Source organism: Serratia sp. JSRIV004, from assembly GCF_019968705.1.
GTDB classification, from domain to species: Bacteria; Pseudomonadota; Gammaproteobacteria; order Enterobacterales; family Enterobacteriaceae; genus Chania; species Chania fonticola_B.
In genome coordinates, this window is record NZ_CP074140.1 from 2,880,601 (window position 1) to 2,904,517 (window position 23,917).

At 54.2% G+C, this 23,917-nt stretch carries 29 protein-coding genes; 10 read left to right on the top strand and 19 right to left on the bottom strand.

What is annotated here, in order from left to right:
- Both KGP21_RS13830 and KGP21_RS13835 read right to left on the bottom strand, forming a co-directional pair.
- Entirely contained in the window at positions 1 to 864 is an 864-nt protein-coding gene (locus tag KGP21_RS13830; protein WP_059200720.1) for an HlyD family secretion protein, read from the bottom strand.
- A gap of 3 nt (positions 865 to 867) precedes the next feature.
- The gene (locus tag KGP21_RS13835) at positions 868 to 1,104 is read right to left on the bottom strand and encodes a DUF1656 domain-containing protein (protein WP_024486868.1); all 237 of its coding nucleotides are present in this window, start codon (positions 1,102 to 1,104) and stop codon (positions 868 to 870) included.
- Between the two features lie 179 nt (positions 1,105 to 1,283).
- On the opposite strand from KGP21_RS13835, the gene slyA reads away from it, so the two are divergent.
- Positions 1,284 to 1,718: a transcriptional regulator SlyA gene (gene slyA / locus KGP21_RS13840; RefSeq protein ID WP_021178082.1), complete on the top strand. Its 435-nt coding sequence runs from the start codon at positions 1,284 to 1,286 to the stop codon at positions 1,716 to 1,718.
- 88 nt (positions 1,719 to 1,806) lie between these two features.
- Here slyA and KGP21_RS13845 read toward each other — a convergent pair whose 3' ends face one another.
- Positions 1,807 to 2,271 carry a glycine zipper 2TM domain-containing protein gene (locus KGP21_RS13845; protein ID WP_021178081.1) on the bottom strand — a complete coding sequence of 155 codons (465 nt, stop codon included), beginning with the start codon at positions 2,269 to 2,271 and terminating at the stop codon, positions 1,807 to 1,809.
- Between the two features lie 368 nt (positions 2,272 to 2,639).
- On the opposite strand from KGP21_RS13845, the gene anmK reads away from it, so the two are divergent.
- The 4 genes from anmK (at position 2,640) to tyrS (ending at position 6,266) form a co-directional block, all read left to right on the top strand.
- Positions 2,640 to 3,761, top strand: a complete 1,122-nt coding sequence (anmK, locus tag KGP21_RS13850) for an anhydro-N-acetylmuramic acid kinase (RefSeq protein ID WP_021804542.1) — start codon at positions 2,640 to 2,642, stop codon at positions 3,759 to 3,761.
- A 44-nt stretch (positions 3,762 to 3,805) separates the two neighbouring features.
- Complete coding sequence (locus KGP21_RS13855; protein WP_223538447.1) at positions 3,806 to 4,108, top strand: MliC family protein; 303 nt, start codon at positions 3,806 to 3,808, stop codon at positions 4,106 to 4,108.
- 88 nt (positions 4,109 to 4,196) lie between these two features.
- Positions 4,197 to 4,850, top strand: a complete 654-nt coding sequence (pdxH, locus tag KGP21_RS13860; protein WP_021804541.1) for a pyridoxamine 5'-phosphate oxidase — start codon at positions 4,197 to 4,199, stop codon at positions 4,848 to 4,850.
- A gap of 141 nt (positions 4,851 to 4,991) precedes the next feature.
- The gene (tyrS, locus tag KGP21_RS13865; RefSeq protein WP_024529915.1) at positions 4,992 to 6,266 is read left to right on the top strand and encodes a tyrosine--tRNA ligase; all 1,275 of its coding nucleotides are present in this window, start codon (positions 4,992 to 4,994) and stop codon (positions 6,264 to 6,266) included.
- A 54-nt stretch (positions 6,267 to 6,320) separates the two neighbouring features.
- On the opposite strand, the gene gstA is transcribed toward tyrS, so the two are convergent.
- From gstA to KGP21_RS13890, 5 genes are all read right to left on the bottom strand, one after another.
- On the bottom strand, positions 6,321 to 6,923 hold the full coding sequence (gene gstA, locus KGP21_RS13870; protein ID WP_223538448.1) for a glutathione transferase GstA: 603 nt from the start codon (positions 6,921 to 6,923) through the stop codon (positions 6,321 to 6,323).
- A 97-nt stretch (positions 6,924 to 7,020) separates the two neighbouring features.
- Positions 7,021 to 7,902 carry a 4-hydroxy-tetrahydrodipicolinate synthase gene (gene dapA, locus KGP21_RS13875; RefSeq protein ID WP_021804539.1) on the bottom strand — a complete coding sequence of 294 codons (882 nt, stop codon included), beginning with the start codon at positions 7,900 to 7,902 and terminating at the stop codon, positions 7,021 to 7,023.
- A 357-nt stretch (positions 7,903 to 8,259) separates the two neighbouring features.
- Positions 8,260 to 8,523 (bottom strand): DUF3811 domain-containing protein, encoded by a 264-nt coding sequence (locus tag KGP21_RS13880; RefSeq protein ID WP_021178074.1) that lies wholly within the window; start codon positions 8,521 to 8,523, stop codon positions 8,260 to 8,262.
- A 71-nt stretch (positions 8,524 to 8,594) separates the two neighbouring features.
- Positions 8,595 to 9,260 (bottom strand): HD domain-containing protein, encoded by a 666-nt coding sequence (locus KGP21_RS13885; protein WP_021804538.1) that lies wholly within the window; start codon positions 9,258 to 9,260, stop codon positions 8,595 to 8,597.
- 38 nt (positions 9,261 to 9,298) lie between these two features.
- The gene (locus tag KGP21_RS13890) at positions 9,299 to 9,568 is read right to left on the bottom strand and encodes a hypothetical protein (RefSeq protein ID WP_115158447.1); all 270 of its coding nucleotides are present in this window, start codon (positions 9,566 to 9,568) and stop codon (positions 9,299 to 9,301) included.
- A gap of 187 nt (positions 9,569 to 9,755) precedes the next feature.
- On the opposite strand from KGP21_RS13890, the gene KGP21_RS13895 reads away from it, so the two are divergent.
- Together KGP21_RS13895 and KGP21_RS13900 are read left to right on the top strand one after the other, a co-directional pair.
- A complete protein-coding gene (locus tag KGP21_RS13895; protein ID WP_115158448.1) occupies positions 9,756 to 10,067 on the top strand; it encodes a hypothetical protein in 312 nt (103 codons plus the stop codon).
- Positions 10,068 to 10,098: 31 nt separating this feature from the next.
- Positions 10,099 to 10,479, top strand: coding sequence for a nuclear transport factor 2 family protein (locus KGP21_RS13900; RefSeq protein WP_021804535.1), 381 nt, complete (start codon positions 10,099 to 10,101; stop codon positions 10,477 to 10,479).
- A gap of 11 nt (positions 10,480 to 10,490) precedes the next feature.
- Here the strand turns inward: KGP21_RS13900 and KGP21_RS13905 are convergent, their stop codons facing one another.
- Positions 10,491 to 10,868, bottom strand: coding sequence for a RidA family protein (locus KGP21_RS13905; protein WP_223538523.1), 378 nt, complete (start codon positions 10,866 to 10,868; stop codon positions 10,491 to 10,493).
- 123 nt (positions 10,869 to 10,991) lie between these two features.
- Between KGP21_RS13905 and KGP21_RS13910 the strand changes: the two genes are divergently transcribed.
- Positions 10,992 to 11,846: an aminoglycoside phosphotransferase family protein gene (locus KGP21_RS13910; RefSeq protein WP_223538524.1), complete on the top strand. Its 855-nt coding sequence runs from the start codon at positions 10,992 to 10,994 to the stop codon at positions 11,844 to 11,846.
- A 6-nt stretch (positions 11,847 to 11,852) separates the two neighbouring features.
- Here KGP21_RS13910 and KGP21_RS13915 read toward each other — a convergent pair whose 3' ends face one another.
- Positions 11,853 to 13,037 carry a benzoate/H(+) symporter BenE family transporter gene (locus KGP21_RS13915; RefSeq protein WP_059200723.1) on the bottom strand — a complete coding sequence of 395 codons (1,185 nt, stop codon included), beginning with the start codon at positions 13,035 to 13,037 and terminating at the stop codon, positions 11,853 to 11,855.
- A gap of 111 nt (positions 13,038 to 13,148) precedes the next feature.
- On the opposite strand from KGP21_RS13915, the gene KGP21_RS13920 reads away from it, so the two are divergent.
- Complete coding sequence (locus tag KGP21_RS13920) at positions 13,149 to 13,712, top strand: helix-turn-helix domain-containing protein (protein WP_059200724.1); 564 nt, start codon at positions 13,149 to 13,151, stop codon at positions 13,710 to 13,712.
- A 93-nt stretch (positions 13,713 to 13,805) separates the two neighbouring features.
- Here the strand turns inward: KGP21_RS13920 and KGP21_RS13925 are convergent, their stop codons facing one another.
- From KGP21_RS13925 to rsxD, 6 genes are all read right to left on the bottom strand, one after another.
- Entirely contained in the window at positions 13,806 to 13,958 is a 153-nt protein-coding gene (locus KGP21_RS13925) for a Hok/Gef family protein (protein ID WP_059200725.1), read from the bottom strand.
- A gap of 293 nt (positions 13,959 to 14,251) precedes the next feature.
- Entirely contained in the window at positions 14,252 to 15,760 is a 1,509-nt protein-coding gene (gene dtpA / locus KGP21_RS13930) for a dipeptide/tripeptide permease DtpA (RefSeq protein ID WP_074031407.1), read from the bottom strand.
- Positions 15,761 to 16,354: 594 nt separating this feature from the next.
- Complete coding sequence (gene nth, locus KGP21_RS13935) at positions 16,355 to 16,996, bottom strand: endonuclease III (RefSeq protein ID WP_021804529.1); 642 nt, start codon at positions 16,994 to 16,996, stop codon at positions 16,355 to 16,357.
- Positions 16,993 to 17,694 carry an electron transport complex subunit E gene (locus KGP21_RS13940; protein ID WP_059200728.1) on the bottom strand — a complete coding sequence of 234 codons (702 nt, stop codon included), beginning with the start codon at positions 17,692 to 17,694 and terminating at the stop codon, positions 16,993 to 16,995. Before KGP21_RS13940 ends, nth begins: the two co-directional genes overlap by 4 nt.
- Positions 17,691 to 18,320 (bottom strand): electron transport complex subunit RsxG, encoded by a 630-nt coding sequence (gene rsxG, locus KGP21_RS13945; RefSeq protein WP_021804527.1) that lies wholly within the window; start codon positions 18,318 to 18,320, stop codon positions 17,691 to 17,693. The genes KGP21_RS13940 and rsxG overlap by 4 nt, the downstream gene beginning before the upstream one ends.
- 9 nt (positions 18,321 to 18,329) lie before the next feature.
- On the bottom strand, positions 18,330 to 19,415 hold the full coding sequence (gene rsxD, locus KGP21_RS13950) for an electron transport complex subunit RsxD (protein ID WP_094981778.1): 1,086 nt from the start codon (positions 19,413 to 19,415) through the stop codon (positions 18,330 to 18,332).
- Between the two features lie 295 nt (positions 19,416 to 19,710).
- Between rsxD and KGP21_RS13955 the strand changes: the two genes are divergently transcribed.
- A complete protein-coding gene (locus KGP21_RS13955; protein WP_021804525.1) occupies positions 19,711 to 20,604 on the top strand; it encodes a helix-turn-helix domain-containing protein in 894 nt (297 codons plus the stop codon).
- A gap of 35 nt (positions 20,605 to 20,639) precedes the next feature.
- On the opposite strand, the gene rsxC is transcribed toward KGP21_RS13955, so the two are convergent.
- From rsxC to rsxA, 3 genes are read right to left on the bottom strand one after another with little or no spacing between them, the layout of a single operon-like run.
- A complete protein-coding gene (rsxC, locus tag KGP21_RS13960; protein ID WP_021804524.1) occupies positions 20,640 to 22,739 on the bottom strand; it encodes an electron transport complex subunit RsxC in 2,100 nt (699 codons plus the stop codon).
- Positions 22,732 to 23,307 (bottom strand): electron transport complex subunit RsxB, encoded by a 576-nt coding sequence (rsxB, locus tag KGP21_RS13965; RefSeq protein ID WP_021804523.1) that lies wholly within the window; start codon positions 23,305 to 23,307, stop codon positions 22,732 to 22,734. Before rsxB ends, rsxC begins: the two co-directional genes overlap by 8 nt.
- The gene (gene rsxA, locus KGP21_RS13970; RefSeq protein ID WP_021178056.1) at positions 23,307 to 23,888 is read right to left on the bottom strand and encodes an electron transport complex subunit RsxA; all 582 of its coding nucleotides are present in this window, start codon (positions 23,886 to 23,888) and stop codon (positions 23,307 to 23,309) included. Before rsxA ends, rsxB begins: the two co-directional genes overlap by 1 nt.
- Between the last annotated feature and the right edge of the window lie 29 nt (positions 23,889 to 23,917).

A 23,917-nucleotide genomic window follows, 5' to 3' on the forward strand; every position in this document is an offset into this window, starting at 1 on the left:
TTAGTCCTGCTGATGAATTGAAATGGTGCAGGTGGTACCGGCTACCAGAGTCAGGTCGGCCGGAATATCGATCAGCTTGATACGTACCGGCACCCGTTGTGCCAGGCGCACCCAAGGCACGTTGGGTTTCACATCCATCAACAAATCACTGCTGCTGTCAGCGCTTTGGTCGTAAATGGCCCGGCCAATGCTTTCGACCACCCCTTGCAGCCGAATATTGCCGTTATACAACACGATATCCGCTTTGCGGCCCTCCCTGATATGCCTGAGCTTGGTCTCTTCGAAATAACCGAGCACATAGAACGAATGGGTGTCTACCAGCGCCACCAACGGCGTTCCTGCGGTGGCGTAGTTGCCGACTCGGGCCTGTAAGTTGGTAATGTAACCGTCGGTTGGAGCATAGATCCGCGTCTTACTGAGGTTCCATTTGGCCTGTTCCAGATTGGCCTGAGCCGCCTTATACGAGGCTTTCATGGAGGCGGCAGCCAGGTTTGACTCATCCAGATCTTCAGAGGAGATGACGTTACGGGGCAGGCTACGGCGACGGGACGCTTCGTGATCGGCCTTGGCCATATCGGCCTGTGCTTTGGCCAGCGCCGCCTCGGCATTGTCCAACGCAATTTGGTAAGGCACTGGGTCAATGCTGAAAATCAGGCTGCCCGCAGTAACGAACTGGTTATCATGAACCAGTATCTTCTCCAATCTGCCAGAGACTTCAGGGGTAATGTTGACGAGCTCAGCCCGCACTTTACCGTCGCGTGTCCAAGGGGATTGCATGTAGTAATTCCATAACCACCAGCCGGCACAAAGCGCGATGGCGCAAACAATAACCGTCGAAAAATACTTTAATGTCTTATGCTTCATGAGCTACCAACTCGCTAGGAGCCACAGGGAACCGCTGACGGTAATGACGAAAATGGATAGATCCATCAGCATAGGGTGCCAGATATCACCGGAGTACATCCAGTCGCGTAGCAAATGATGCACCAGCAGCCAGAAGACTAATCCGAGTAAGAAAGCTTTAAAGAGAGGAGGGAAATAAAGCGATGCACCCAGCACCAGATCGGGCAGTGGTGACGCAGTGTGGAGCCAGGTCGTATTCACGTTAGCAATCCCGATGAGTGAATATGAAGGATGTTTGCATAGAGGATAACCAATTACCGAGAGAAATGTGTCTATTTTTGCGATTTGGATTATATACATTTGTGTTTTTAATGTTAATTAACCAAAATGGGCTACACTTTTGGGAGTAATGTTAGCATGCTAACTATAAGGAGGGGGAAGTGGAATCAACGTTAGGTTCAGATTTAGCACGATTAGTTCGTGTTTGGCGTGCGCTGATCGATCATCGGCTAAAGCCGTTGGAGCTTACACAAACGCATTGGGTGACATTGCACAATATCAATCGATTACCGCCTGAACAGTCGCAAATCCAGTTGGCAAAAGCGATCGGTATTGAGCAGCCTTCCTTGGTACGTACCTTGGATCAGCTGGAAGAAAAAGGGTTGATCACCCGTCACACCTGCGCTAACGATCGACGTGCCAAGCGCATCAAATTGACCGAGGCGGCAGAGCCGATTATTCGTGAAGTGGATAGTGTGATCACGTCGACCAGAGGCGAAATACTCAGCGGTATCTCGGCAGAAGAAGTGAGACTTTTAGTTGGTCTGATTAGCAAGCTGGAACAGAACATCATCGAACTGCAAGAAAAACAATAAATCCAGCGCCTTTTTATTATGCTTAGTCACAGCAACAAACAGAAACCGGAGGCCCAGGGGCCTCCGGTTTTGCATTCAGGCAAGGACGTTACAGTGGAGAAACGGTAACGGTACTGCCATTTTGCGCCATACGAACGCGCTGACCTGGGCTGAATTTAGTTGACCCGGCTTTCTGTACCACCACGATATTTTCTTTGTTATCGGTTTTGATTTCCAGCTCCCAGGCGTTGCTACGGCTAGCAGCGCTACCGACGCTATCGCCTACCACACCACCGGCTACGGCACCCGCTGCGGTTGCCAGGCTACGGCCAGTACCGCCACCAATAGTATTACCCAGGAATCCACCCAGGACTGCGCCGCCGATAGTGCCAAGCATGCTTGAGCCTTCACCGCCCTGAATTTGCACCGGGCGTACGGATACCAAGGTCCCAAAGGTCACGGTTTGTACCTGTTTGGCCTGAGAGGCGGAATAGACATCACCGGACGCGGTTTGGTTTGCACAGCCCGCCAGTGTGACGGAGGCGAGAGCGACAACAAGAAGACGCTTGATCATATAAAGCTCCTGCAGTTGGTAATCCAGATCTGGGAGATAGACCCAAACCAAGTTCTATAAATATTACAGCAATGATGGTTGAATCGGTTTGATATCACCCATGTGTTGCCTTCTGTATACAGCTTAGCTTTTCTCTGTTCAACCAATAATAAACGGTGGTTTAACTTTGTGACAGAACTGAAAACAAATAACCGGCGCTTTATCCTCCCTTGAGTTGCTTATTATGTAACCAATGCTCGACATAAAATAAACAACTTCGCTCACAGCCTGTAAAAAAGACATCATAATTCATGGCGTTAATCGCACAATTCTGGTCTATTTAAAGGGTGAAAACGGTTGCAACCTGGAAAGGGTAAAGGATAGTGCTGATGAAGTCAGGCCGCTATATTGGTGTTATGTCCGGCACCAGTCTGGATGGGATCGACGTGGTGCTTGCCGCGATCGATGAACGTATGGTGGCGCAACAGGCAAGCTATAGCCACCCAATGCCGATCCAACTGAAAAAAGATATTCTGGGGATGTGTCAAGGGCAGCAGACGACGCTTTCTGCCGTAGGACGGTTGGATGCCCAGTTGGGCACGCTGTTCGGTGAAGCGGTGCTGGGGTTGTTAAAACAGACCGGTATTCCGGCCCATGAAATCACCGCCATTGGCTGTCATGGCCAAACGGTGTGGCATGAACCGGAGGGTGAGACACGCTTTTCGATGCAGCTAGGGGACAATAACCGGGTGGCGGCATTGACTAATATCACTACCGTGGGGGATTTTCGCCGCCGTGATATGGCCTATGGTGGCCAAGGGGCGCCCTTGGTTCCGGCGTTTCATCAGGCTTTGTTAGCTCACCCAACCGAACGCCGCATGGTGCTGAATATTGGCGGCATCGCTAATTTGTCACTGCTACTGCCCGGCGCACCGGTGCGCGGTTTTGATACCGGGCCGGGGAATATGCTGCTGGATGCGTGGGTATGGCGCCACCGCTCGAAACCTTTTGATAAAGATGGCCTTTGGGCGATGGAAGGGCGCGTTTGCTTACCGCTATTGCAGCAGATGTTGGCCGATCCTTATTTCGCCTTACCGGCACCGAAAAGTACCGGTCGTGAATATTTCAATATCAGCTGGCTGGAAAAACAGCTGGCGACGTTGCCGGGGTTAGCACCGGTGGATGTGATGAGCACGCTAGTGGAGCTGACCGCCACCACCATTAGCGAGCAGGTGATGCTGGCTGGGGGCTGTGAGCGGCTGCTGGTCTGCGGTGGTGGTGCCCGTAATCCACTGCTGATGTCGCGAATGTCCGCTTTACTGCCGGGGACCGAGGTGGCTACCACCGATCACTTTGGCGTCAGTGGGGATGACATGGAGGCGTTGGCCTTCGCCTGGCTGGCATTCCGAACCATTTCCGGTCTGCCGGGAAATCTGCCTTCGGTTACCGGTGCCAGTTGTGAAACTCTGCTGGGTGGGATTTATCCGGTTTTGCCGTTGGGCCACCGCTAGCTCTGTTAGGATAAAGAAAGGGTTAATATCTTAAGGAGCACCTGATGAAAAAAATAGTGATGGTTGCCGGGGTTCTCGCGTTGGCGGGTTGCAGCTACGTGGTTCCACAAAAGAGCGAAACGCTGCATTATCAATGCGGAACGACACAGCTCACCGTGGAGCTCAATGGTGAAGAGAGCACGGTCAGCTTCCTGATGGACGGCGAACAGCTGAAGCTGAAACAGGTGGTGGCGGCGTCCGGTGCCAAATACAGCGACGGTAAATACACCTTCTGGTCGAAAGGGCCAAACGCCTTTGTCGAGCGCAATGATAAAGTGATCATGAGCGACTGCGTGCTGGCTCAATAAACCTACCTTGTAGCAGCAGAATGATTGAGATCCTGCTGCTACAGGCGCAGAATATGACAACGAATTTACCGCTTGGTTGCTAATCCAGATGACTGATAATAATGAGTTTGATGTGGCGGATCTGCGCCGTGAATATACCCGTGGCGGGCTGCGCCGTAACGATTTGACCGCCAACCCCCTGGATTTGTTCGAACGCTGGCTCAAACAGGCCTGTGAGGCGCGTCTGGCGGATCCTACCGCCATGTGCGTCGCTACCGTGGACGAGCAGGGACAGCCTTTCCAACGTATCGTGTTGCTCAAGCACTTCGATGACCAGGGTCTGGTGTTTTATACCAACCTGGGCAGCCGCAAAGCTCAGCAGCTGGCGCAAAACCCGCATATCAGCCTGCTGTTCCCGTGGCATATGCTGGATCGCCAGGTGATCTTCCTCGGCAAGGCCGAGCGGCTATCGACGCTGGAAGTGATGAAGTATTTCAACAGTCGGCCCAAAGACAGCCAGATAGGCGCTTGGGTATCGCAACAGTCAACGCGCATTTCTGCCCGTGGCATCCTCGAAAGCAAGTTCCTCGAACTGAAGCAAAAGTTCCAGCAAGGAGAAGTGCCATTGCCCAGTTTCTGGGGCGGTTTCCGCGTCAGATTCGACTCCGTTGAATTCTGGCAAGGGGGCGCGCACCGCTTGCATGACCGTTTCCTGTATCAACGCGAGGGAAATGACTGGAAAATTGACCGACTGGCACCCTGATAGACGGAAAATCCCCCTTAAGCGCTGGCACTGATGCCGCTGGCGCTTTATTCTATGCGCTACCCCGAATTTTGTGATTTTCGCCAATGGGCGAAGGCCGTGTACCGGCAAAGGTGCATTCGTTTATACATGGAGAAATTGATGGCTAGCATCAACCTGATTCAACAACTGCAAGAGCGGGGCCTGGTGGCTCAAGTGACGGACGAGGAAGCGTTAGCAGAGCGACTGGCGCAAGGGCCAATTGCACTGTATTGCGGCTTCGATCCGACCGCTGACAGCTTGCATTTGGGCCATCTGGTGCCTCTGCTGTGCCTGAAGCGTTTCCAACTGGCCGGCCATACGCCGGTAGCGTTGGTAGGTGGCGCGACCGGTATGATCGGCGACCCAAGCTTTAAAGCCGCCGAACGCAAACTCAACACCACGGAAACGGTCAACGAATGGGTCGAGAAAATCCGCAAGCAGGTTTCTCCGTTCCTCGATTTCGACTGTGGCAGCAACAGCGCCATTGCGGCCAACAACTACGATTGGTTTGGCGGCATGAACGTGCTGACCTTCCTGCGTGACATCGGTAAACACTTCTCAGTAAACCAGATGATCAACAAGGAAGCGGTCAAGCAGCGCCTGAACCGTGATGACTCCGGGATCTCCTTCACCGAGTTTTCCTACAACCTGCTGCAGGGGTTCGATTTCTCCGAGCTGTATAACCGCCATCAGGTGGAGCTGCAGATCGGTGGTTCCGACCAGTGGGGCAACATCACCTCGGGTATCGACCTGACTCGCCGTATGCACCAGAAACAGGTGTTCGGCCTGACGGTGCCATTGATCACCAAGTCAGACGGTACCAAGTTTGGCAAAACCGAAGGTGGCGCAGTATGGCTGGCTCCGGAAAAAACCAGTCCGTACAAATTCTACCAGTTCTGGATCAACACCGCGGATGCGGACGTTTATCGCTTCCTGAAGTTCTTCACCTTCCTGAGCATTGAAGAGATTAATGCGCTGGAAGAAGAAGACAAGAACAGCGGCAAAGCACCGCGCGCCCAGTATGTGCTGGCAGAAGAAGTGACCGGTATGGTCCATGGCGCTGAGGGGTTGGCCGCGGCGAAACGTATCACCCAGAGCCTGTTCTCTGGTGCTCTGCACGAAATGACTGAGGCGGACTTTGCGCAGTTGGCTCAGGATGGCATGCCAACCATCAAGCTGGAGAACGATGCGGATCTGCAACAGGCGTTGGTGAATGCAGAGCTGGTTCCTTCTCGCGGGCAGGCTCGCACCATGATCGGTTCCAACGCGGTGACCATCAACGGTGAGAAGCAGTCCAACCCTGAATATCTGTTTACCGACAGCGATCGCCTGTTTGGCCGTTACACGCTGCTGCGTCGTGGCAAAAAGCATTACTGCCTGGTTGACTGGAAATAATCTGTTTTGATACTGACAAGGGGCCCAATGTGGCCCCTTTCTTTTATTCAGGCTTTATAGACCTTCGGCACTCAACGTGGCTGCCACTGCCGGGCGAGCCGCTACGCGATCGAAATAAGCCGTCAGGTGTGCGTGCTTCGTGAGATCAAACTGTAACGCCTTCGCCCAACGCAACACGGTGAACAGATACGCGTCCGCCACGCTGAAACGCTGGCCCAACAGGTAATGCTGCTTCTCCAGCACTGAATCCAGGTAGCTGAACTGGTTAGCCAGCTTATCGCGGGCAATCGCTTTGTATTCGTCCGGCGTCTTCGGGTTAAACAGCGGGCTGAAGCCTTTGTGCAACTCGGTAGCCACGTAGTTCAGCCATTCGATCGCATGATAGCGAGAAAGCGTGCCAGCGGCCGGGATCAGGTTACGATCCGGTACGCGATCCGCCAGGTATTGCACAATCGCCACGCCCTCGGTCAGCAGGCTGCCATCGTCAAGTACCAACGCCGGGACTTGCCCCTTCGGGTTGATCGCCAGATAGTCGGCACCACTTTCGGTTTTCTTGTGAGCTAAATCGACTTTCTCTGCGGTGAAATCCAACCCGGCCTCACGTAATACGATGTGAGGGGACAGGGAACAGGCGCCAGCTTTATAGAACAATTTCATCGAAAACTCCTTGATGGTGATGAAGGACAGGCAGGTTTAACTTCCCATCCTAGTCCTAGGCCGGAAAAATTACAGCGGTTTTGCGAACAATATTTTATTACTCCGCCAGGGCGAGAGGTTGCAACTGCGCCAGTAAATCGGCGATTTGCTGCTGCAACGCCTGTGGTGCGGTTTGCATTGGGGAACGAAGCTCGTTTTTTATCAGCCCCTGCTGCGACAGTGCCGCTTTAACCGGGCCTGGGTTCGGGTAGCTGAACATCTGCTGGATCATCGGCAGCAGGGTATAGAAATTGCTGCGTGCGGCGGCCAGATCCCCTTGCGCGACTTGTTCCACCAGAGCAACAAAGCGTTCCGGGTGCAGGTGTGCCGCAGCGGAAATTGCGCCACTGCCCCCCAGACATAGCGTGGTCAGGATCAGATGGTCTTCGCCGGTCAGCACGTCGATCTCGCCGTCGTGGATCAGCGCCATGGTGGCCTCAGGGCAGCCGCCACAATCTTTGATCGCCTTGATTTGCGGGTGACGGGCGAGTTGCCGCAGCGTTGCCAGCTCAAAGGTTGCTCCGGTGCGATAAGGCACATTATACAAAATCACCGGCACGCGAGAGGCATCGGCAAGGCGGGTAAAATACTCCACCAGGCCCGCCTGCGAAGGGCGAATATAGTATGGCGCGGGGATCAGCACACCGGCGATATCGCGCTGGTTGATGGCCTGCTGCATCTGCAAGGTGCTAGCCATGTTATTACCGGAAAGGCCCATGATCACCTGGCGGGCTGGCACCACTTCGAGAACGGCATCCAGCACCGCCAACTGTTCTTCTTTGCTCAGGGCCGCGGCTTCGCCAGTCGAACCGCAGACCACCACGCCAGCGACGCCTTTGGCGATCAGATGCTGAGCCAGCCTTTTGACTGCCGGGAAATCAACGTCGTCATGATTGAATGGGGTAACCAGTGCTACCCAAATACCGGAAAATGAAGCCATGTAAAACTCCTGCTGCGTGACCGACTAGGAGTCAGATGAAAAAACCAGAGAGGGGTATCGCGTTGCACACCATCCAGTCAGCTCATCTGACGGGACAGCGCGCCCCGGTCAAATGAGCGGCTGTTTCTTCGAAGTAAACGCCAAAGCTTCACCCACGGTCAACGCGGTTTGCTGCGGTGTGGCCTGTTGGATGAAAGGGGACATGGCGATCTCATAACCTGTGAATGTCCCCCGATAGTGGACAGGTCACGGTTAACTGTCAATGGATAACCGGATGATAATAGGGATATTAATAATGGCAGGGCGTAGATGAATCTGGCTTATCAAACAGAGACCCCGCCGAAACGGGGTCTGTGATCAACGATGTGGGCGCGTGCTGATGGAAGCAGTCCAACTGAAGGTGGCACCTGTTGGCTGTGCCCGGTTGGCTTTGCGTTCTGCGCGGGTCGCTTTGGCAATCTTTTCACGTGCGGCCATAATGCGATCGATGGCTTCGTCTTTAATTTTATTATGTTCGGAGTTGGTTAACTGGCGCTCGAGGTTTTTGCTTGCTCTGTCCAGATCGGTCTTTACTTCACGTTGTTCGCTTTCTGTCATCTCTTTCAGCGTTAGTCTCTTCATTTTGGCAACCTGTGTTGTGAAGTTGACTTTCAGTGTACAGCATTTATGGCAAAGATATTGCTCTGTAGTTATCAAACTTCTTCCAGCAGTTCGCTGAGAAAGCGGCGCATGCGTTGCGTGCGTAATGCCGCCATCCTTCGGCCTGCCTCAGTCTGAAACCCTTCCTGCAGTTTGAACAGCTTGGTTTCGAAGTGATCCAGAGTGAATCGCTTGTCATCATACTGGCGCTGTTGCGCCAGCGGGTCGGCGGCATCGTATAGGGCGCTACGCATGCGGCCACCGATGTAGAAACAGCGGGCAACGCCGATCATGCCAATCGCATCCAGTCTGTCGGCATCCTGCAGGATTTTGGCCTCCAGCGTTTGCGGGGGAATAGCGGCAGAAAAGCTGTGGGCTTCGATCGCGTGCGCAGTTTTGCTGATATCGCCAACAGACCAACCAAGGCTTGCCAGCGCGATGCTGGCTTTTTCTGCCGCCATGCGTGAGGCCAGGTGGCGCTGAGGAGAGTTTTTCTCTACCGCAACGCAGTCATGCAGCAACACGGCGGCACACAGAATTTGCTGGTCTCCTCCTTCATCCTGACTGATTTGGCGGCTATTTTTCCAAACGCGGTGCAGGTGGGCCACATCATGCGAGCCATCATCGCCCTCTAGCGTCAGAGGTAGTAGCTCTTGGGCTAATGCCTGAAACGGAGTGAAGGGTTGTAGCAGCTCTGGGGAGACAGTTGGAGAATGCACAAATCGATCCTTATCAATAGGCTGGAAGTGAGGAGGGATTACTCGTGGCGAGAGTTGCCGTATTTGTCGTCGTACTCACGCCGATAGCCGCGTGCTTTATTGCGATCGCGGATCCACAGATAGCCGCAAACCAGGGCCACCAGGGTTGAAAATGAAACATTACGCATATCCCGGTCATAATAAAACACCAACAATGCATCCAGCGCCGCCACCAGGGCAATCCACTTATACATGTGCGACTGCCGCCGCGTTGCGGCGTTAAGGCGTTTCAACTGTCTGGCTTCGTGCAAAACCGGCTTTTGCTGCATAGTCACTCATCATCAATCAGTCCAGTTGCTAAATTAGCAGATTATTCCCGACAGCGTCATAGCGGATAAGGGCTGTCATGTCACTTTCTGCATCGGTTTAAAAATCATGCGTTGACGGATTGAAATCGGCTAAAAACATGATAGGTTATTTATTCACTATTTCCGGTTTTATATTCAGTAGGTGGCGATGATTGTCAGAACCTGGCACGGCTGCGTGCCGCTACAACATCGGCAAGGATTTGCCGATCATTTGCATGTCACAGGCGTCAAGCATGCTAAAGCGATTGCGGGCAACCGTGGGGCTTTTGTCAGGCAAGAGGTGCAGGGAGACTATGCGCATTTCTTTCTGGCAACTTATTGGACCTCGCTGGAGGCCATCAAATGTTTTGCCGGTGAAGCCTATCAAGTTGCGGTCACTTATCCGGATGATGAAGCCTTCGCGCTGATCTCCGATCCTTACGTGTTTCACCATCAGGTGGATGAAATCGTCGAGCTTTAACCTCGGATTCAACGTTATGCAGGGGATTACGATGAACAGCAAAACAGTACGCCCAGAAGAGATCGTGCAACAGCAGCTTGATGCCTACAATGCCCGTGATATCGACGCCTTTATGGCCTGCTGGGCAGACGATGCGCTGTATTATCAGCATCCGGATACGCTGCTTGCCCGTGGTAAAGGTGAAATTCGTGAGCGTCATCTTGCCCGCTTCCAAGAGCCAAGCCTTTACGGTGAGCGTATCAAACGTATGGTGGTTGAGAATTTGGTCATAGACCAAGAGGTGGTCACGCGCAATTTTCCGCAGGGGCGCGGGAAGATGGACGTTATTGCCATCTATGAGATTGAGCAAGGGAAGATCGCCAAGGCCTGGTTCAAGATTGGGCCTTGTGAACTGGATGAGGGCGCGTTATAGCGCCCCCTGATTTACAGTGCCAAAATGGCTTCGATCTCGACGTTCAAATCGGGCGAAAACAGGGCGCTGACGGCAACCAGAGAACTGGCAGGGAGTGCACCGTCCAGATAGTCGAACAGGACGTCACGAATGGCGGCCAAGTCGGCTATTTCGGTCAGAAAAACGGTGATCTTGATCAGTGATTTAAGATTGGTGCCCTCACTGGCAGCCACGGCCGCAAGTTGTTCCAGTATGGCGCGAGCCTGGTCTTGTACCGCTTGCCCCTGGGCTTCGGTGGCAAAGGCGGTCAGGCCAGAGACGTACAGCGTATCGGCGTGGAGTACCGCGTGCACATAGGGCCCACCCGGCTTAGGTAATTTTGCATAGTTGGTGCGTTTTAATGACATGATGACCCCACGAGATGACCAAGAGCACGCACTCATCAGCGCGTGCAGCCGAAAGTTTTGCAGGATGCTGCCTGGTAATACTATCATCCCAGGCAGTCGTTCATGCAATAAGGGTGCATAAGGGTGATCAACCAGGCATTTATTCCTTATCTGCAACGTTGGCAACTTGAGCCAGACGGGCCAGCGTTTGAAACCCACAGCAGCCTGTTGATGCCGGTACGCTATCAAATGATGCCCGCAATGTTGAAAATTGCCCGCGAACAGGAAGAAAAATTTGGCGGCCTGCTGATGTGCTGGTGGCGTGGAGAAGGTGCTGCGCGGGTGCTGGCCTGGCATGATGACGGCATTTTGCTGGAAAGGGCTATGGGGCCTTTGTCATTGGCACAACTGGTACGCCACGGTGAAGACCAACGGGCAACCGCTATTCTGTGCCAGGTCATTGCCCAATTGCATGCGCCGCGAGATGAGCCTTATCCCGAACTGATCCCCTTGCATCAATGGTTTAATGCCTTATGGCCCGCAGCACAGGCTCATGGTGGTATGTTGCGTCTGAGTGCTACCGCTGCGGCAGAACTGTTGACCAGCCCAAGGGATCAAGGGGTGTTGCATGGGGATATTCACCATGACAACGTGCTGGATTTTGCCGAACGCGGCTGGCTAGTGATCGATCCCAAGCGTCTGTATGGCGAGCGTGGATTTGATTACGCCAATATCTTCTGCAACCCCAATTACGGTGTCGCCACCGATCCCGATATCTTCCATCGTCGCGTTGACCAGGTTTGCTCCTTGGCTGGTTTGGAACGTTACCGTCTGCTGCAGTGGATCCTGGCCTGGGCGGGGCTTTCCGCGGCCTGGTTTTTGGAAGATGGTGAGCCAGCGGATATCGATTTTCGTGTGGCAGAACTGGCAGCGCGTGCCTTGGGTATCGCGCTGCCGCAGGGTGATGGCGGATTTATCCTGCCAATCGTTGAGAGCCAATAGCGGGATTCAAGGCATTTTGCGCCGTGGTAATGAGAAAATAGCGTAAGCCAGTACACCGCCAATCAGTCCCCAGAAGGCAGCCCCCACGTTTAACAACGTCAGCCCGGAAGCGGTGATCAGAAAAGTGATCACCGCAGCGTCCCGCTGTTTATCATCCTGGAGCGCGCGTTGCAAACTACCGGCAATGGTGCCTAATAACGCCAGCCCGGCGATGGTATGGATCAAGGTTACCGGCAGCGCGCTGAACAGCATGCCAATGGTACCGCCGAACACCCCAGCTAACAGATAAAAGCCGCCGGCGGCCACGGCAGCCATATAACGGCGCTTGGGATCGGGATGTACGTCCGGCCCCATGCAGATGGCGGCGGTGATGGCGGCAATACACACCGTGAAGCCGCCAAAGGGGGCCAGCACCAGAGCCGTCAGGGCAGTCCAACTCATTAAGGGGGAAGTGGGAACGTCATATCCGCCGGCCTTGAGAGTGGCGATGCCTGGCGCGTTCTGCGAGGCCATCGTCACGACAAAGAAAGGAATACCTATGCCCAGCAACGTCGACAGCGTGAAGTGCGGAGCGATAAATTCCGGCTTGGCGAAGGACAGCGTTTGTTGGGTGAAATGAATGTTACCCTGTAACGCCGCGATGATCAGCCCGGCCAGCAACGTCAGAACGATCCCGTAACGCGGCAGATAGCGGCGGGTGAACAGATACACCAGGCACATGCCGGCGCTGAGTGAAAAATTGATCTGCAAGGAAGCAAAGGCATCTAACCCGAAGCGGAGCAATATGCCGGCCAGCATCGCTGCCGATATGGCCTGCGGGATATGATTCATCAACCTGGCAAACAGGCCGGTGACACCACACAGCAGGATCAGCCCGCTGGCAAAAATAAATACCCCGATGGCCTCATTGAGCGGGGTTCCAGGCAAGCTGGTGACCAGCAACGCGGCACCAGGCGTCGACCAGGCGGTGAGGATTGGCGTACGGTAATAGAGCGAGAGCCCCAATGAAGTGATACCCATACCTAGACCAAGCATGCTCAGCCAGCCGCCAATTTGTATCGGGCTGGCCCCTGCGGCAGCAGCGGCCTGAAAGATAATCGCTGCAGAACTGGTATAGCCGACCAGCACGGCGACAAAACCGGCAACGATGGCAGAAAAGGAGATATCACGTAATGAGAGTGCAGGACGCATAACCGCTCCCGAGTCAGTGTGCGTTATAACGTACGAATTGACGGAGCATAGCATCGTGCGTTATAGCGCACAAGGGGCTATAATCGCCGCAGGTTTATCAGGAGAACCGCTATGCAGGATCTTGCCAGCCATTTGGCGCAAACGCTGAAGTCATTACGTACGCAACGCGGTTGGAGCCTTAATCAGGCTGCCGAAAATACGGGCGTCAGCAAGGCTATGCTGGGGCAGATCGAACGGGGTGAGTCCAGCCCAACGGTGGCGACCTTATGGAAAATTGCTACCGGGTTTAACGTGGCTTTCTCTGCCTTTCTGGAAACGGCGCCGCTGCAACCGGCGGCTATGCTGCATCGTTATGGCGAGTTGCCAATCTTCAATCAAGACAATGCCGACATGCGTGTGGTGCCGCTGTTCCCATTCGACCGCCAACTGGGTTTTGATATGTTTGTGATCGACTTGGCTCCTGGCGCGCTCAGTGAATCCTCGGCTCATGAGCCGGGCGTGATTGAACATGTCATTGTCATTAGTGGCCAACTGGAACTGGCGATTAATGGCGAGTGGTACAGCCTTGCCAGCGGCGAAGCCATGCGTTTCCAGGCGGATTGCCCACATGCGTATCATAATGCCAGCGTAGAGCCGGTACGCATTCACGACTTGATCCATTACCCACGGATTTAATCGTAGCCGTGAATTTTGACGTGCAAAAAAGGGTGCTCACGGAACGTCTCCCAGCAAGTTACGGACGGGGCGCACCCCATCCGTGGGATCGCCTTACCGCTGTTTCAGGCAAGACAGAATGGCGGCAATTTCCGTTGTTCCTTGCCTGACACGTAACTCACACAGCGAATCACGTGTTATCCAGGTGAATGCGATCAGCGTCACACAGATAACGATCAGGCATAAAACCAGCAGTTTTTGCGGCATTCTTAACCTCCTTGTCCCTTGATTTTGGGATTTTAAGAGGCTAACCTCACCTTGCTTAGGAGTGAGATCGGCCTCGGATTGATGTAAATCGGTCCGGGGCTTTTCTCTTTCCATCCTTTACCAAATGCTCCAGACGGAAAGATCCAGAGCACCCACCTGCAGTCTACTTAATACCCATGCTGTTGAATGCACTCGATTGTTCAGATAGCGAAGCGTTTCGCAATTTTTCTGTGCACCATAAAAAAACGCCGAAGCTAGGCTCCGGCGTTTTTGAGGTCAGGTTACAGCAGAGATTAGAGAGCTGCAGCTTTCGCTTTTGCTGCCGTATCTTCTGCGGTATCCAGCGTCATGCGGTACAGCTTCGGTGCGGTCAGCATCATCAGCACGGCGATCACCGCCGTGGCGATACCAATCTGCATAAACACGTGGCTATAGATAGCCAAAGAAGCATGCGCATCGTTAATGTCGCTTGGGACGGCGGTCAGACCCGCGACCTTACCGGCGATCAGCGCGGCGGCGGCGGTGGTCAGGAACCAGGAGCCCATGATAAAGCCCATCAGGCGCTGTGGCACCAACTGAGCCACCATAGCCAGGCCCAGACCAGAGATCATCAGCTCACCGATACTCTGCAGCGCATAGCTCAAGATTAGCCAGTTAACGGACACGATGCCCTGGTCGTTGGCGAAGCTTGCGCCCCACGGCAGCACCAGGAACGCCCCGGAGCACAGGATCATGCCGAAGGCAAACTTGTGCGGCATCGGCAGACGATCGCCCATCTTGTTATACAGCGCAGCGAGAATAGGGCTGGCCATCATGATCCAGAACGGGTTCAGTGCCTGATACTGCTCCGGTTCAAACGCGATCCCCAGAATATTGTGCTCAACGTTGTGGATAGCAAAGAAGTTCAGTGAGGTTGGCATCTGGCTGTACAACACGAAGAACACCACCGCTTCGAGCATCAGCAGGAAGGCCACGATCATTTTACGACGTGCTGCGCCGTGCAAGGCGAAGGTTTCCTTGGCGAACACGATGACGATACCCACAGAGATGATAGCCAGTGCCCAGCGCGCGATAATCTGGTTGTGCAGCAACCAGCTGGAAACCGCGATCAGTGCTACCACACCAACGATCACCATCAGCAGTTTTTTGACCTGCAGGGGCTTAAAGTCAGGTTTTGAACCGTATTGCTTAACCCAGCCGTGGCACATCATAAAGTTGACCAGGGTGATCAACATCCCCACCACGCTCAGTGAGAAGGCGACGCTCCAGCCATATTTGGCCGCAAGCCACGGGGTTGCCAGCATGGAGAAGAATGAACCGATGTTGACGGACATATAGTACATGGTAAATGCACCGTCCAAACGCGGATCGTCTTTCTCATAGCAGGTAGACAGCAGGGAAGAAGGGTTGGCTTTAAACAGACCGCTACCCACGGCGATGGTGGCCATCCCCAGATAAACCCAGAAGATATCATGACCAGAATAGGCCACCATGGCGTAACCGGCGGCCAGCACGATGGCCCCCAAGACGATCACACGCTTGGAGCCGAGAACTTTATCCCCCAGCCAGCCACCAATGGCCACGAAACCGTACACCAGCGCACTGAATGAGGAGAACAGCGTAATCGAGTCGGCTTCACTCAGGCCAAGCATCTTGACCAGATAGACTGCCATGATGCCTTGCAGACCGTAGTAGCCGAAACGTTCCCAGAGTTCAATCGAGAAGATCAGGTAGAAGGCCTTAGGTTGCTTAAACGCGTTAAGGCTAATGTTTTCCGAAGAATTGTTGTTTGCAGTTGACACTGGTACCTCTGGTTTTTTCACTACCCGTATTGTCAGGACGGGAAATAGCAGAATGTGATGCAGGGCTGCACACTTCTGCATTGTTATAGGATGAATGCCGGCGGTTAATGTTCACTATCTTTGTCAACGTGGCAAGCTTTTTGACATGTTCTGTTACATATAACATAGGCAGCGCTATGCAACTATGTTGCAAATGTTATGCAGTATTAACGTTTGCCATTTTTAAATTTGCCGAGTTTTTGTTTTGATTAAAAGCTATCCTGAATTAATTTAGTTATATCTTCTGCTATTTAAGCCATATCCAGTCCATACCAATGCTCATGATTGATTAGGCCTTGGTTTGTTGTGCATAAATTGGGTTATGCAAAATTTCTGAAAATGGACAGATCGGTAGTGAGGTTTGTAAATGAGATGTGATCGTCAAGACGTGAGGTTAACCACAATTTTTGACTAATTTTACGGTTGAAAATATCTGAAACAGCGAGTTTGTAGGGTAATCCCGGATTCCACCAAGGTTAATGCTGCCCGACGTCACATTTTTGATAAAAAACCGGAGGGAAGAGTCGCGGACACGGATCGCCGTGCCCGGTACTCTCAATCAAGCGGATAGACCTTCTCTTTAAACTCGCACAGGTCTTCGATAATGCATGAACCGCAGCGCGGTTTACGGGCGATACAGGTATAGCGGCCATGCAGGATAAACCAGTGATGGCAGTCGACTTTAAACTCGGCGGGAACCACTTTCAGCAGCTTTTCCTCTACCTGCTCCACGTTTTTCCCTGGGGCGAAGTGGGTGCGGTTACAGACGCGGAAGATATGGGTATCAACGGCAATGGTCGGCCAACCGAAGGCCGTGTTCAACACTACATTGGCCGTTTTACGCCCCACGCCGGGCAGGGCTTCGAGTGCTGCGCGATCTTCCGGCACTTCACCGTCATGCTTTTCCAACAGAATACGGCAGGTTTTGATCACGTTCTCGGCTTTGCTGTTAAACAGGCCGATGGTTTTGATGTATTCTTTGACGCCGTCTACCCCTAACGCCAGCAAGGCCGCTGGCGTGTTGGCAACCGGGTAGAGCTTGGCCGTGGCCTTGTTAACGCTGACGTCGGTTGCCTGAGCGGAGAGCAGCACGGAAATCAACAGCTCAAAAGGTGTGGTATACACCAGCTCGGTGGTCGGATGCGGGTCGTTATCCCGCAAGCGGGTCAGGATCTCCAGGCGTTTCTCTTTATTCATAGCGCTTTCTCTGCGTGTCCCTGTTCCATGTTAGCTTCAACTGCCAAGGCCTTGGCTTTACGCGCCTTCATTTTTTCATCAATCAGATATTTGGTTGCCAGCATCAAGCCCAGACCGATAAAGGCACCTGGTGGCAGCATGGCCAGCAGGAAAGGGGTGTCGAAATGGACAATCTCAATGCGCAACACCTTGGCCCAACTGCCTAGCAGCAGGTCAGCGCCATCAAATAGCGTACCGTTACCAATCAGCTCGCGTAGCGAGCCCAGCACAAACATGGCACTGGTGGCACCAAGGCCGATAGCCATACCGTCGATCAATGCCAGTCCTACCGGTTTTCGCGCCGCTACTGCTTCAGCCCGGCCCACCACGATGCAGTTGGTGACGATCAGCGGGATAAAAATCCCTAACGACTGATACAGGCCGAAAGCGTAGGCGTTGATCAGCATCTGCACGATACTCACTGCGGCGGCAATGATCATCACATAAATCGGAATGCGGACCTCGCTCGGGATCCAACGGCGCAGGGCGGAGATGGAACCGTTGGTAATGGTCAGCACCAGTGTGGTAGCCAGTCCAAGCCCCAAGGCGTTGGTGGCAGTTGACGTTACCGCCAGCAGCGGACACAGCCCCAATAATTGCACTAACGCAGAGTTGTTTTTCCACAACCCCTGTACGATTAACTCTTTGGCTTCACTCATTCGCTGGCTCCGCAGGCAGGCAAAGTATCCAGTTTAGGCGGCAGCGTCTCCATAAACAACGCTGTACGACGCACGGCGTTGACCACCGCTCGCGGGGTGATGGTGGCCCCAGTGAACTGATCAAACATGCCGCCGTCTTTCTTCACTGCCCAACGTTTATCATCCGGGCCGTCGATCTTTTTACCGCTGAAGAAGGTGATCCAGTCGGTGATACGTAATTCGATTTTGTCGCCCAGCCCAGGCGTTTCGTGATGTTCTATCACGCGGGTTCCCAATACCGTGCCGTTAAAATCGGCCCCGACCAGCAGTTGGATCGCCCCAGAATAACCGTCTGGCGCGGTCGTTTCCAACGCGGCTGCCACCAGTTGACCATTTTTGCGGGCCAGATACAGATGGTGCGGCGCGCCATTGCCTAAAGCCGGATCGCTGACTAGCAGGCATTCGCTCTGCATATCATTGTCATAATGTTCCGGCGGGACGACCTGGTCCAGCAACGCTTTTTGTTGCAACGCCGCCTGATGTGCAATGGTGGTTTTGGTTAACTGGTACACCACGGCGGTCAGGCCGGTGGTGACCGCGGCAAACACGGCCAGTGTGGTGCCATGCTTTCTCATGGAATTAAGCATAATGACTCCTCAACGGTGGCCATACACGCGTGGCTGCGTGTAGTGATCGATCAACGGTACGGTAATGTTGGCCAGCAGTACGGCAAAGGCTACCCCGTCGGGATAACCGCCATACACGCGGATCAGCCAGACCAGCAAGCCAACCAGGCCGCCGTATATCAGCCGACCTTTGGGCGTAGTAGAGGCACTGACCGGGTCGGTGGCAATAAAGAAAGCCCCGAGCATAGTGGCCCCGGAAAACAGATGGATCAACGGGGAAGCCTGATGGGCCGGATCCAACGTCCAGGCCAATCCTGAGCACAAGGCAATGACGGCCAACATGCTGAACGGGATTTGCCAGTGGATCAGCTTACGGCCCAGCATAAACAGGCCGCCGAGCAGGAAGCCCAGGTTAATCCACTGCCAGCCGATACCGGCCAGGGTGCCACCGAACAGCGGTTGCTGGAGCACTTGCTCGACCGAGTGGCCGCTGCGTAGGCCGGTTTTAAAACCGTCTAATGGCGTGGCCTGGCTGATGCCATCGACGCCCATCTGCAATTCGTGCAGAGTGGCCCCCTGGGCAGTGTGGCCGCTGAAAATAGCTAGCAGGGTATCTGGCAGGGTCAGGGCGGTTGCGCGCAGCTCTTCCGGCGGTAACCAACTGGTCATCTGTACCGGGAAGGAGATTAACAGCACCACGTAACCCACCATGGCCGGATTGAAAGGGTTTTGCCCAAGTCCGCCGTATAGCTGTTTGGCGATCACAATGGCGAAAAAGGTGCCGATAACGATCATCCACCAGGGAGCTAGAGGTGGCAGGCTAATGCCCAGCAACAGCGCAGTGAGCAGGGCGGAATTATCTGCCAGCCGAGCCTTGACTGGCTGTTTACGTAGCGCAAGAATGGCGGCCTCGGACCCGAGAGCGGTCACCATGGCCAGCGCGGTCTGAACAAGGTTGCCATAGCCAAAGAACCATAGCTGTGCTGCCATGCCGGGAATGCAGGCCAGCATCACCCAAAGCATGATGCGGCTGGTGCTTTGCTGGTTATGGGTAAACGGAGAGCTGGCGATGTGTAAGCCCTTGGGGGCTGCCTGTTGTACCGGCCTGAACTTCATAGAATAACTACCATTTCTTTGCCATGTTAATCAGTGCATTCACGGTGCGGGCACCGGGGGAAATTACAGCGCTGCATTCTACCTCAATCATATGCCGGGTAATACGTGCTAATCATAAGGATATTCAGCTTTTGCGGTGAGAAAAAGCCAGGCTGGGTGTAAAACGTGCAGTATGGGTTGTCATACTGATGATCGAGCTGCTATTTTTGGACTGCTTGGCGCACGGAATAACAACTTTCATATAATTAACGTAGGTTACTATCCTGAGCATTTTTGAAGTAGCGAACAATTAATAATGACTAATGAAGATATTTTATTTATTGAAGAACTGATTGAATGGGTCGAAATTCATCTGGAGACTCGGCCAAATCTGGATGAAGTTGCGCGTATCTCCGGCTACTCCAAGTGGCACCTGCAGCGCAAGTTCAAGCGAATCACCGGTATCCAGCTCGCCACCTATATTCGCTCACGCATTCTTACCCGTGCGGCGGTCGCGCTGCGTATCAGCAACCGTACGATTATCGATATCTCCGATGAGTTGGGCTTTGATTCACAGCAGACCTTTACCCGGATGTTTAAGCAACGTTTTGGCATTACGCCAAACCGCTACCGTACCATGGAAAAATGGGACGTGAAGAGCCTGATGCCGCGCTTCGACTTCGAAGCCGTGTATGAGGCAGGTTTTTATCCGGAGATACAACGGCTGACGTTACCTGATACGCACCTGGTCGGTTTTACGCGTGAGATGGAATTTGATACTGCCCAAGAGATGGCTATTTCTTCCTGTATCGCCATGAAGGGGGAAATCTTTAATGACTTCTTCAAAGGGCTGAATATGGAGTGCCACAAGGTTTACAGCATCCATTCTGCCAATGAGCGTGGCGAAGGCGAGTGTTCAGTCACGCATACCATGGCGGTGGAGCCGGAATTCAAGAAGGACATCCTTTCTGGCCACAAGATTGAAGATATTCGCTTGCCAGCGCGCGAGTACATCGCGATTACCCATCAGGGGACGGCCAAAGAGTGCGTGAAATTTATCTCTTACCTGATCTCGCACGTGATGCCAGGGCTGCGCAATGAAGTACGCGGAAGTGTTGAGATGGAGATAATCGAAGCTAAGGCGTGGAACCAGGATGCCAAACTGCGGCAGATCGATGTCAATTACACCTACCTGATTTCTATCGATTAAGTGGGGCCTTACGTTCGGCAAGACCCCCATACCGCTTACTCTTTATCTACCGTAGCTAGCTGTTGTGCGGCCTTTTTAGCTTTGACTCGAGCCAGCGCTGCGGCCACGGCAGCCTTGCGCGGATCTTCCGGTTCAGCCGTGGGGATGGGGTCGTCGTCAACTAGTGGTTGAGAACGCTCAGCTTGCTGCGCCGCTTTTTTGGCTTTGACTCTGGCAAGCGCGGCAGCAACGGCAGCCTTGCGTGGATCCTCCGGTTCAGCCGTTGGGATAGGTTCCTCGTCAACTAGTGGTTGAGAACGCTCTGCTTGCTGCGCCGCCTTTTTCGCCTTCACGCGGGCTAATGCTGCCGCTACTGCAGCCTTACGAGGATCCTCTGAAGCTACCGTTTCCGCCACGCTCTCTGCGTCTTGTGCCTGCGCCGCTTTCTTGGCTTTGACTCGAGCCAACGCCGCAGCCACGGCCGCTTTACGCGGGTCTTCCTCTTGCACCGCTGTCGCCGCAGGCATTTCGCTTGCTCGCTCGAGCTTGCGCTCTCTGGCCTGTGCCTTACGCGCTTCGCGGGCAGCTATGGCTGCGCTGTTATCCGGCTCCTGGCCGGTGATAGCAATGCCAGCAGCCTCACTGTTTTTGCTGCGCACGCGAGCCAAAGCCGCCTGAACGGCATCTTGATCGTTGTCGGTCAGTTTCACCGCGGCCTTTTTATGACGCTCTTCGCGCGCCAGCTTCTCACGCTCTAAGCGGGCCAGCTTGGCTTCATAACGTGCCTTGGCTTCGGCGGTACGTGCCGCTTCCTGATCCAACGCGTTAATCTCGGCCTTCTCTTGGCGATAATATTGCACCAGCGGAATATTGCTGGGGCAAACGTAGGCACAGGCACCACATTCGATACAGTCGAACAGATTGTGCTTACGCGCCTTCTCGTGCTCTTCGCCACGGCTGAACCAGTAAAGCTGCTGCGGCAACAGCCCGGCAGGGCAGGCATCAACGCACAGCCCACAGCGAATACAGGACTGCTCTGGTTCTTGTACGGCCATTTCGTCAACCGTCGGGGCCAGTAAGCAGTTGCTGATTTTGACGATCGGCACGTCTAACGTTGGCAACGTAAAGCCCATCAGCGGGCCACCCATTACCACCATCTGTTGGGATTGAGGTTGATAGCCGCCAAAGGCCAGCAGGTGTTGCACCGGCGTGCCGAGGCGCGCCCAGACGTTGCCCGGTTGGCTCATGGCCTCACCGGTTAAGGTGACGACGCGTTCAATCAACGGCTCGCCATCGACAATCGCCCGCTTGATGGCAAAGGCGGTGCCCACGTTCTGCATCAGCACGCCGATGGTGGACGAACGCTTGCCGTGAGGCACTTCTTTGCCCGTCAGAATTTTGGTTAACTGCTTGGCACCACCGGAAGGATATTTGGTGGGGATCACCCGCAGGGCGATGCCATCCTGCCCGCGCAAAGCGGCTTTCAGAGCGGCGATGGCTTCCGGCTTGTTATCTTCGATGCCGATCAACGTCACTTTGGGTTGTAGCAGGTGGCGCAGGATCTGGGTGCCTTCGATAATTTGAGTGGCCTGTTCCTGCATCAGCCGGTCATCGGCGGTGATATAGGGCTCGCATTCGGCAGCGTTGAGGATCAGGGTTTCCACCTCTTCACGGCCACCTTGCAGCTTACTGGCCGTTGGGAAACCCGCACCCCCCAGTCCGGCAATCCCGGCCTGATGAATACGTTGGATCAGCTCTGCCGCATCCAGTTGGCGGTAATCGGCGACCGGCGTCAGTTCGCACCAGCGATCTTCACCGTCTGGATCGATAATCACGCACAGTTCCGCCAGCCCTGAAGGATGGGCGGTAACGTGAGGTTCAATGGCGCGGATGGTGCCCGAGGTTGGTGCATGTACCGGCAAGGTGCGGCCACGGCCAAAGGTCAGTGGTTGGCCTTTCAGTACGTGGTCACCGGCTTTGACGCACAGCTCACCTTCTGGGCCCAGATGCTGTTGCAAGGGGACGATAAAAATGTCGGGCAGGGGAGCCACGCGCAGTGGCACACCGCTGGACTGGGTCTTCATTTCGGGTGGATGAATGCCACCGTCAAAATCCCAAATCCGATCTTTTTTCAAAGCGGCGAACAGATTAAACATGTTGCTCCACGGGGATCACTTGCACCGGAATGGTTTGCATATCCCACTTCCAGCTGGCGGTCGTGGTGGCGACCGGTTTCATTTCAATACAATCGGTTGGGCAGGGCGCAACACACAGATCACAGCCGGTACAGAGATCGGTAATGACCGTGTGCATGGCGCGGGTGGCACCCACGATGGCGTCCACCGGGCAGGCCTGAATGCACTTGGTGCAGCCGATGCAGTTGGCTTCGTCAATAAAGGCGACCTTACGCACCGGCTCTGCCACGGCGGCACCGCCGTCCAGCGGTTGTGGCTCGACGTTGAGTAATTCGGCCAGCTTGAGCATCACCTGCTCGCCCCCCGGGGCACATTTGTTGATCATCTCGCCATTGGCAACCGCTTCGGCATAGGGGCGGCAGCCGGGATAACCGCATTGGCCACATTGGCTCTGCGGCAGAATTTCGTCGATCTGTTCGGCAACCGGATCTTCTTCCACTTCAAAGCGGCGTGCGGCAAAACCCAGCACCAGGCCAAACAGCAATCCCAAGGCGCTTAATGCCGCCACCGCAATCCACAACGCAGTCATTAGAATCTCACCAGCCCGGTAAAGCCCATAAAGGCCAGAGACATCAGGCCAGCGGTGATCAAGGCGATAGAGGAACCGCGAAACGGCGCGGGCACATCGGCGACCGCCAGGCGTTCACGGATGGCGGCAAACAGCACCATCACCAATGAGAAGCCTGCGGCGGCACTAAAGCCATAAACCGCAGACTGCAGGAAGTTGTAGCCAAGGTTGACGTTGAGCAACGCCACGCCTAATACAGCGCAGTTGGTGGTGATCAACGGGAGGAAAATCCCCAGCAGGCGATAGAGCGCCGGGCTGGTTTTACGCACCACCATTTCGGTGAATTGCACCACGACGGCGATCACCAGAATAAAGGACAGCGTGCGCAGATAAACCAGATCCAACGGGATCAGGATAAAGCTGTTGATTAGCCAGGCGCAGACCGAGGCCAGCGTCATCACGAATGTGGTGGCCATACCCATGCCGATGGCACTTTCCAGTTTCTTGGAAACGCCCATAAAGGGGCACAGGCCCAGGAATTTCACCAGGACAAAGTTGTTCACCAGTACGGTGCCAACAAACAAGAGCAGGTATTCGGTCATTGCAATGCCTAAAAAAATAAAAGCCGCCT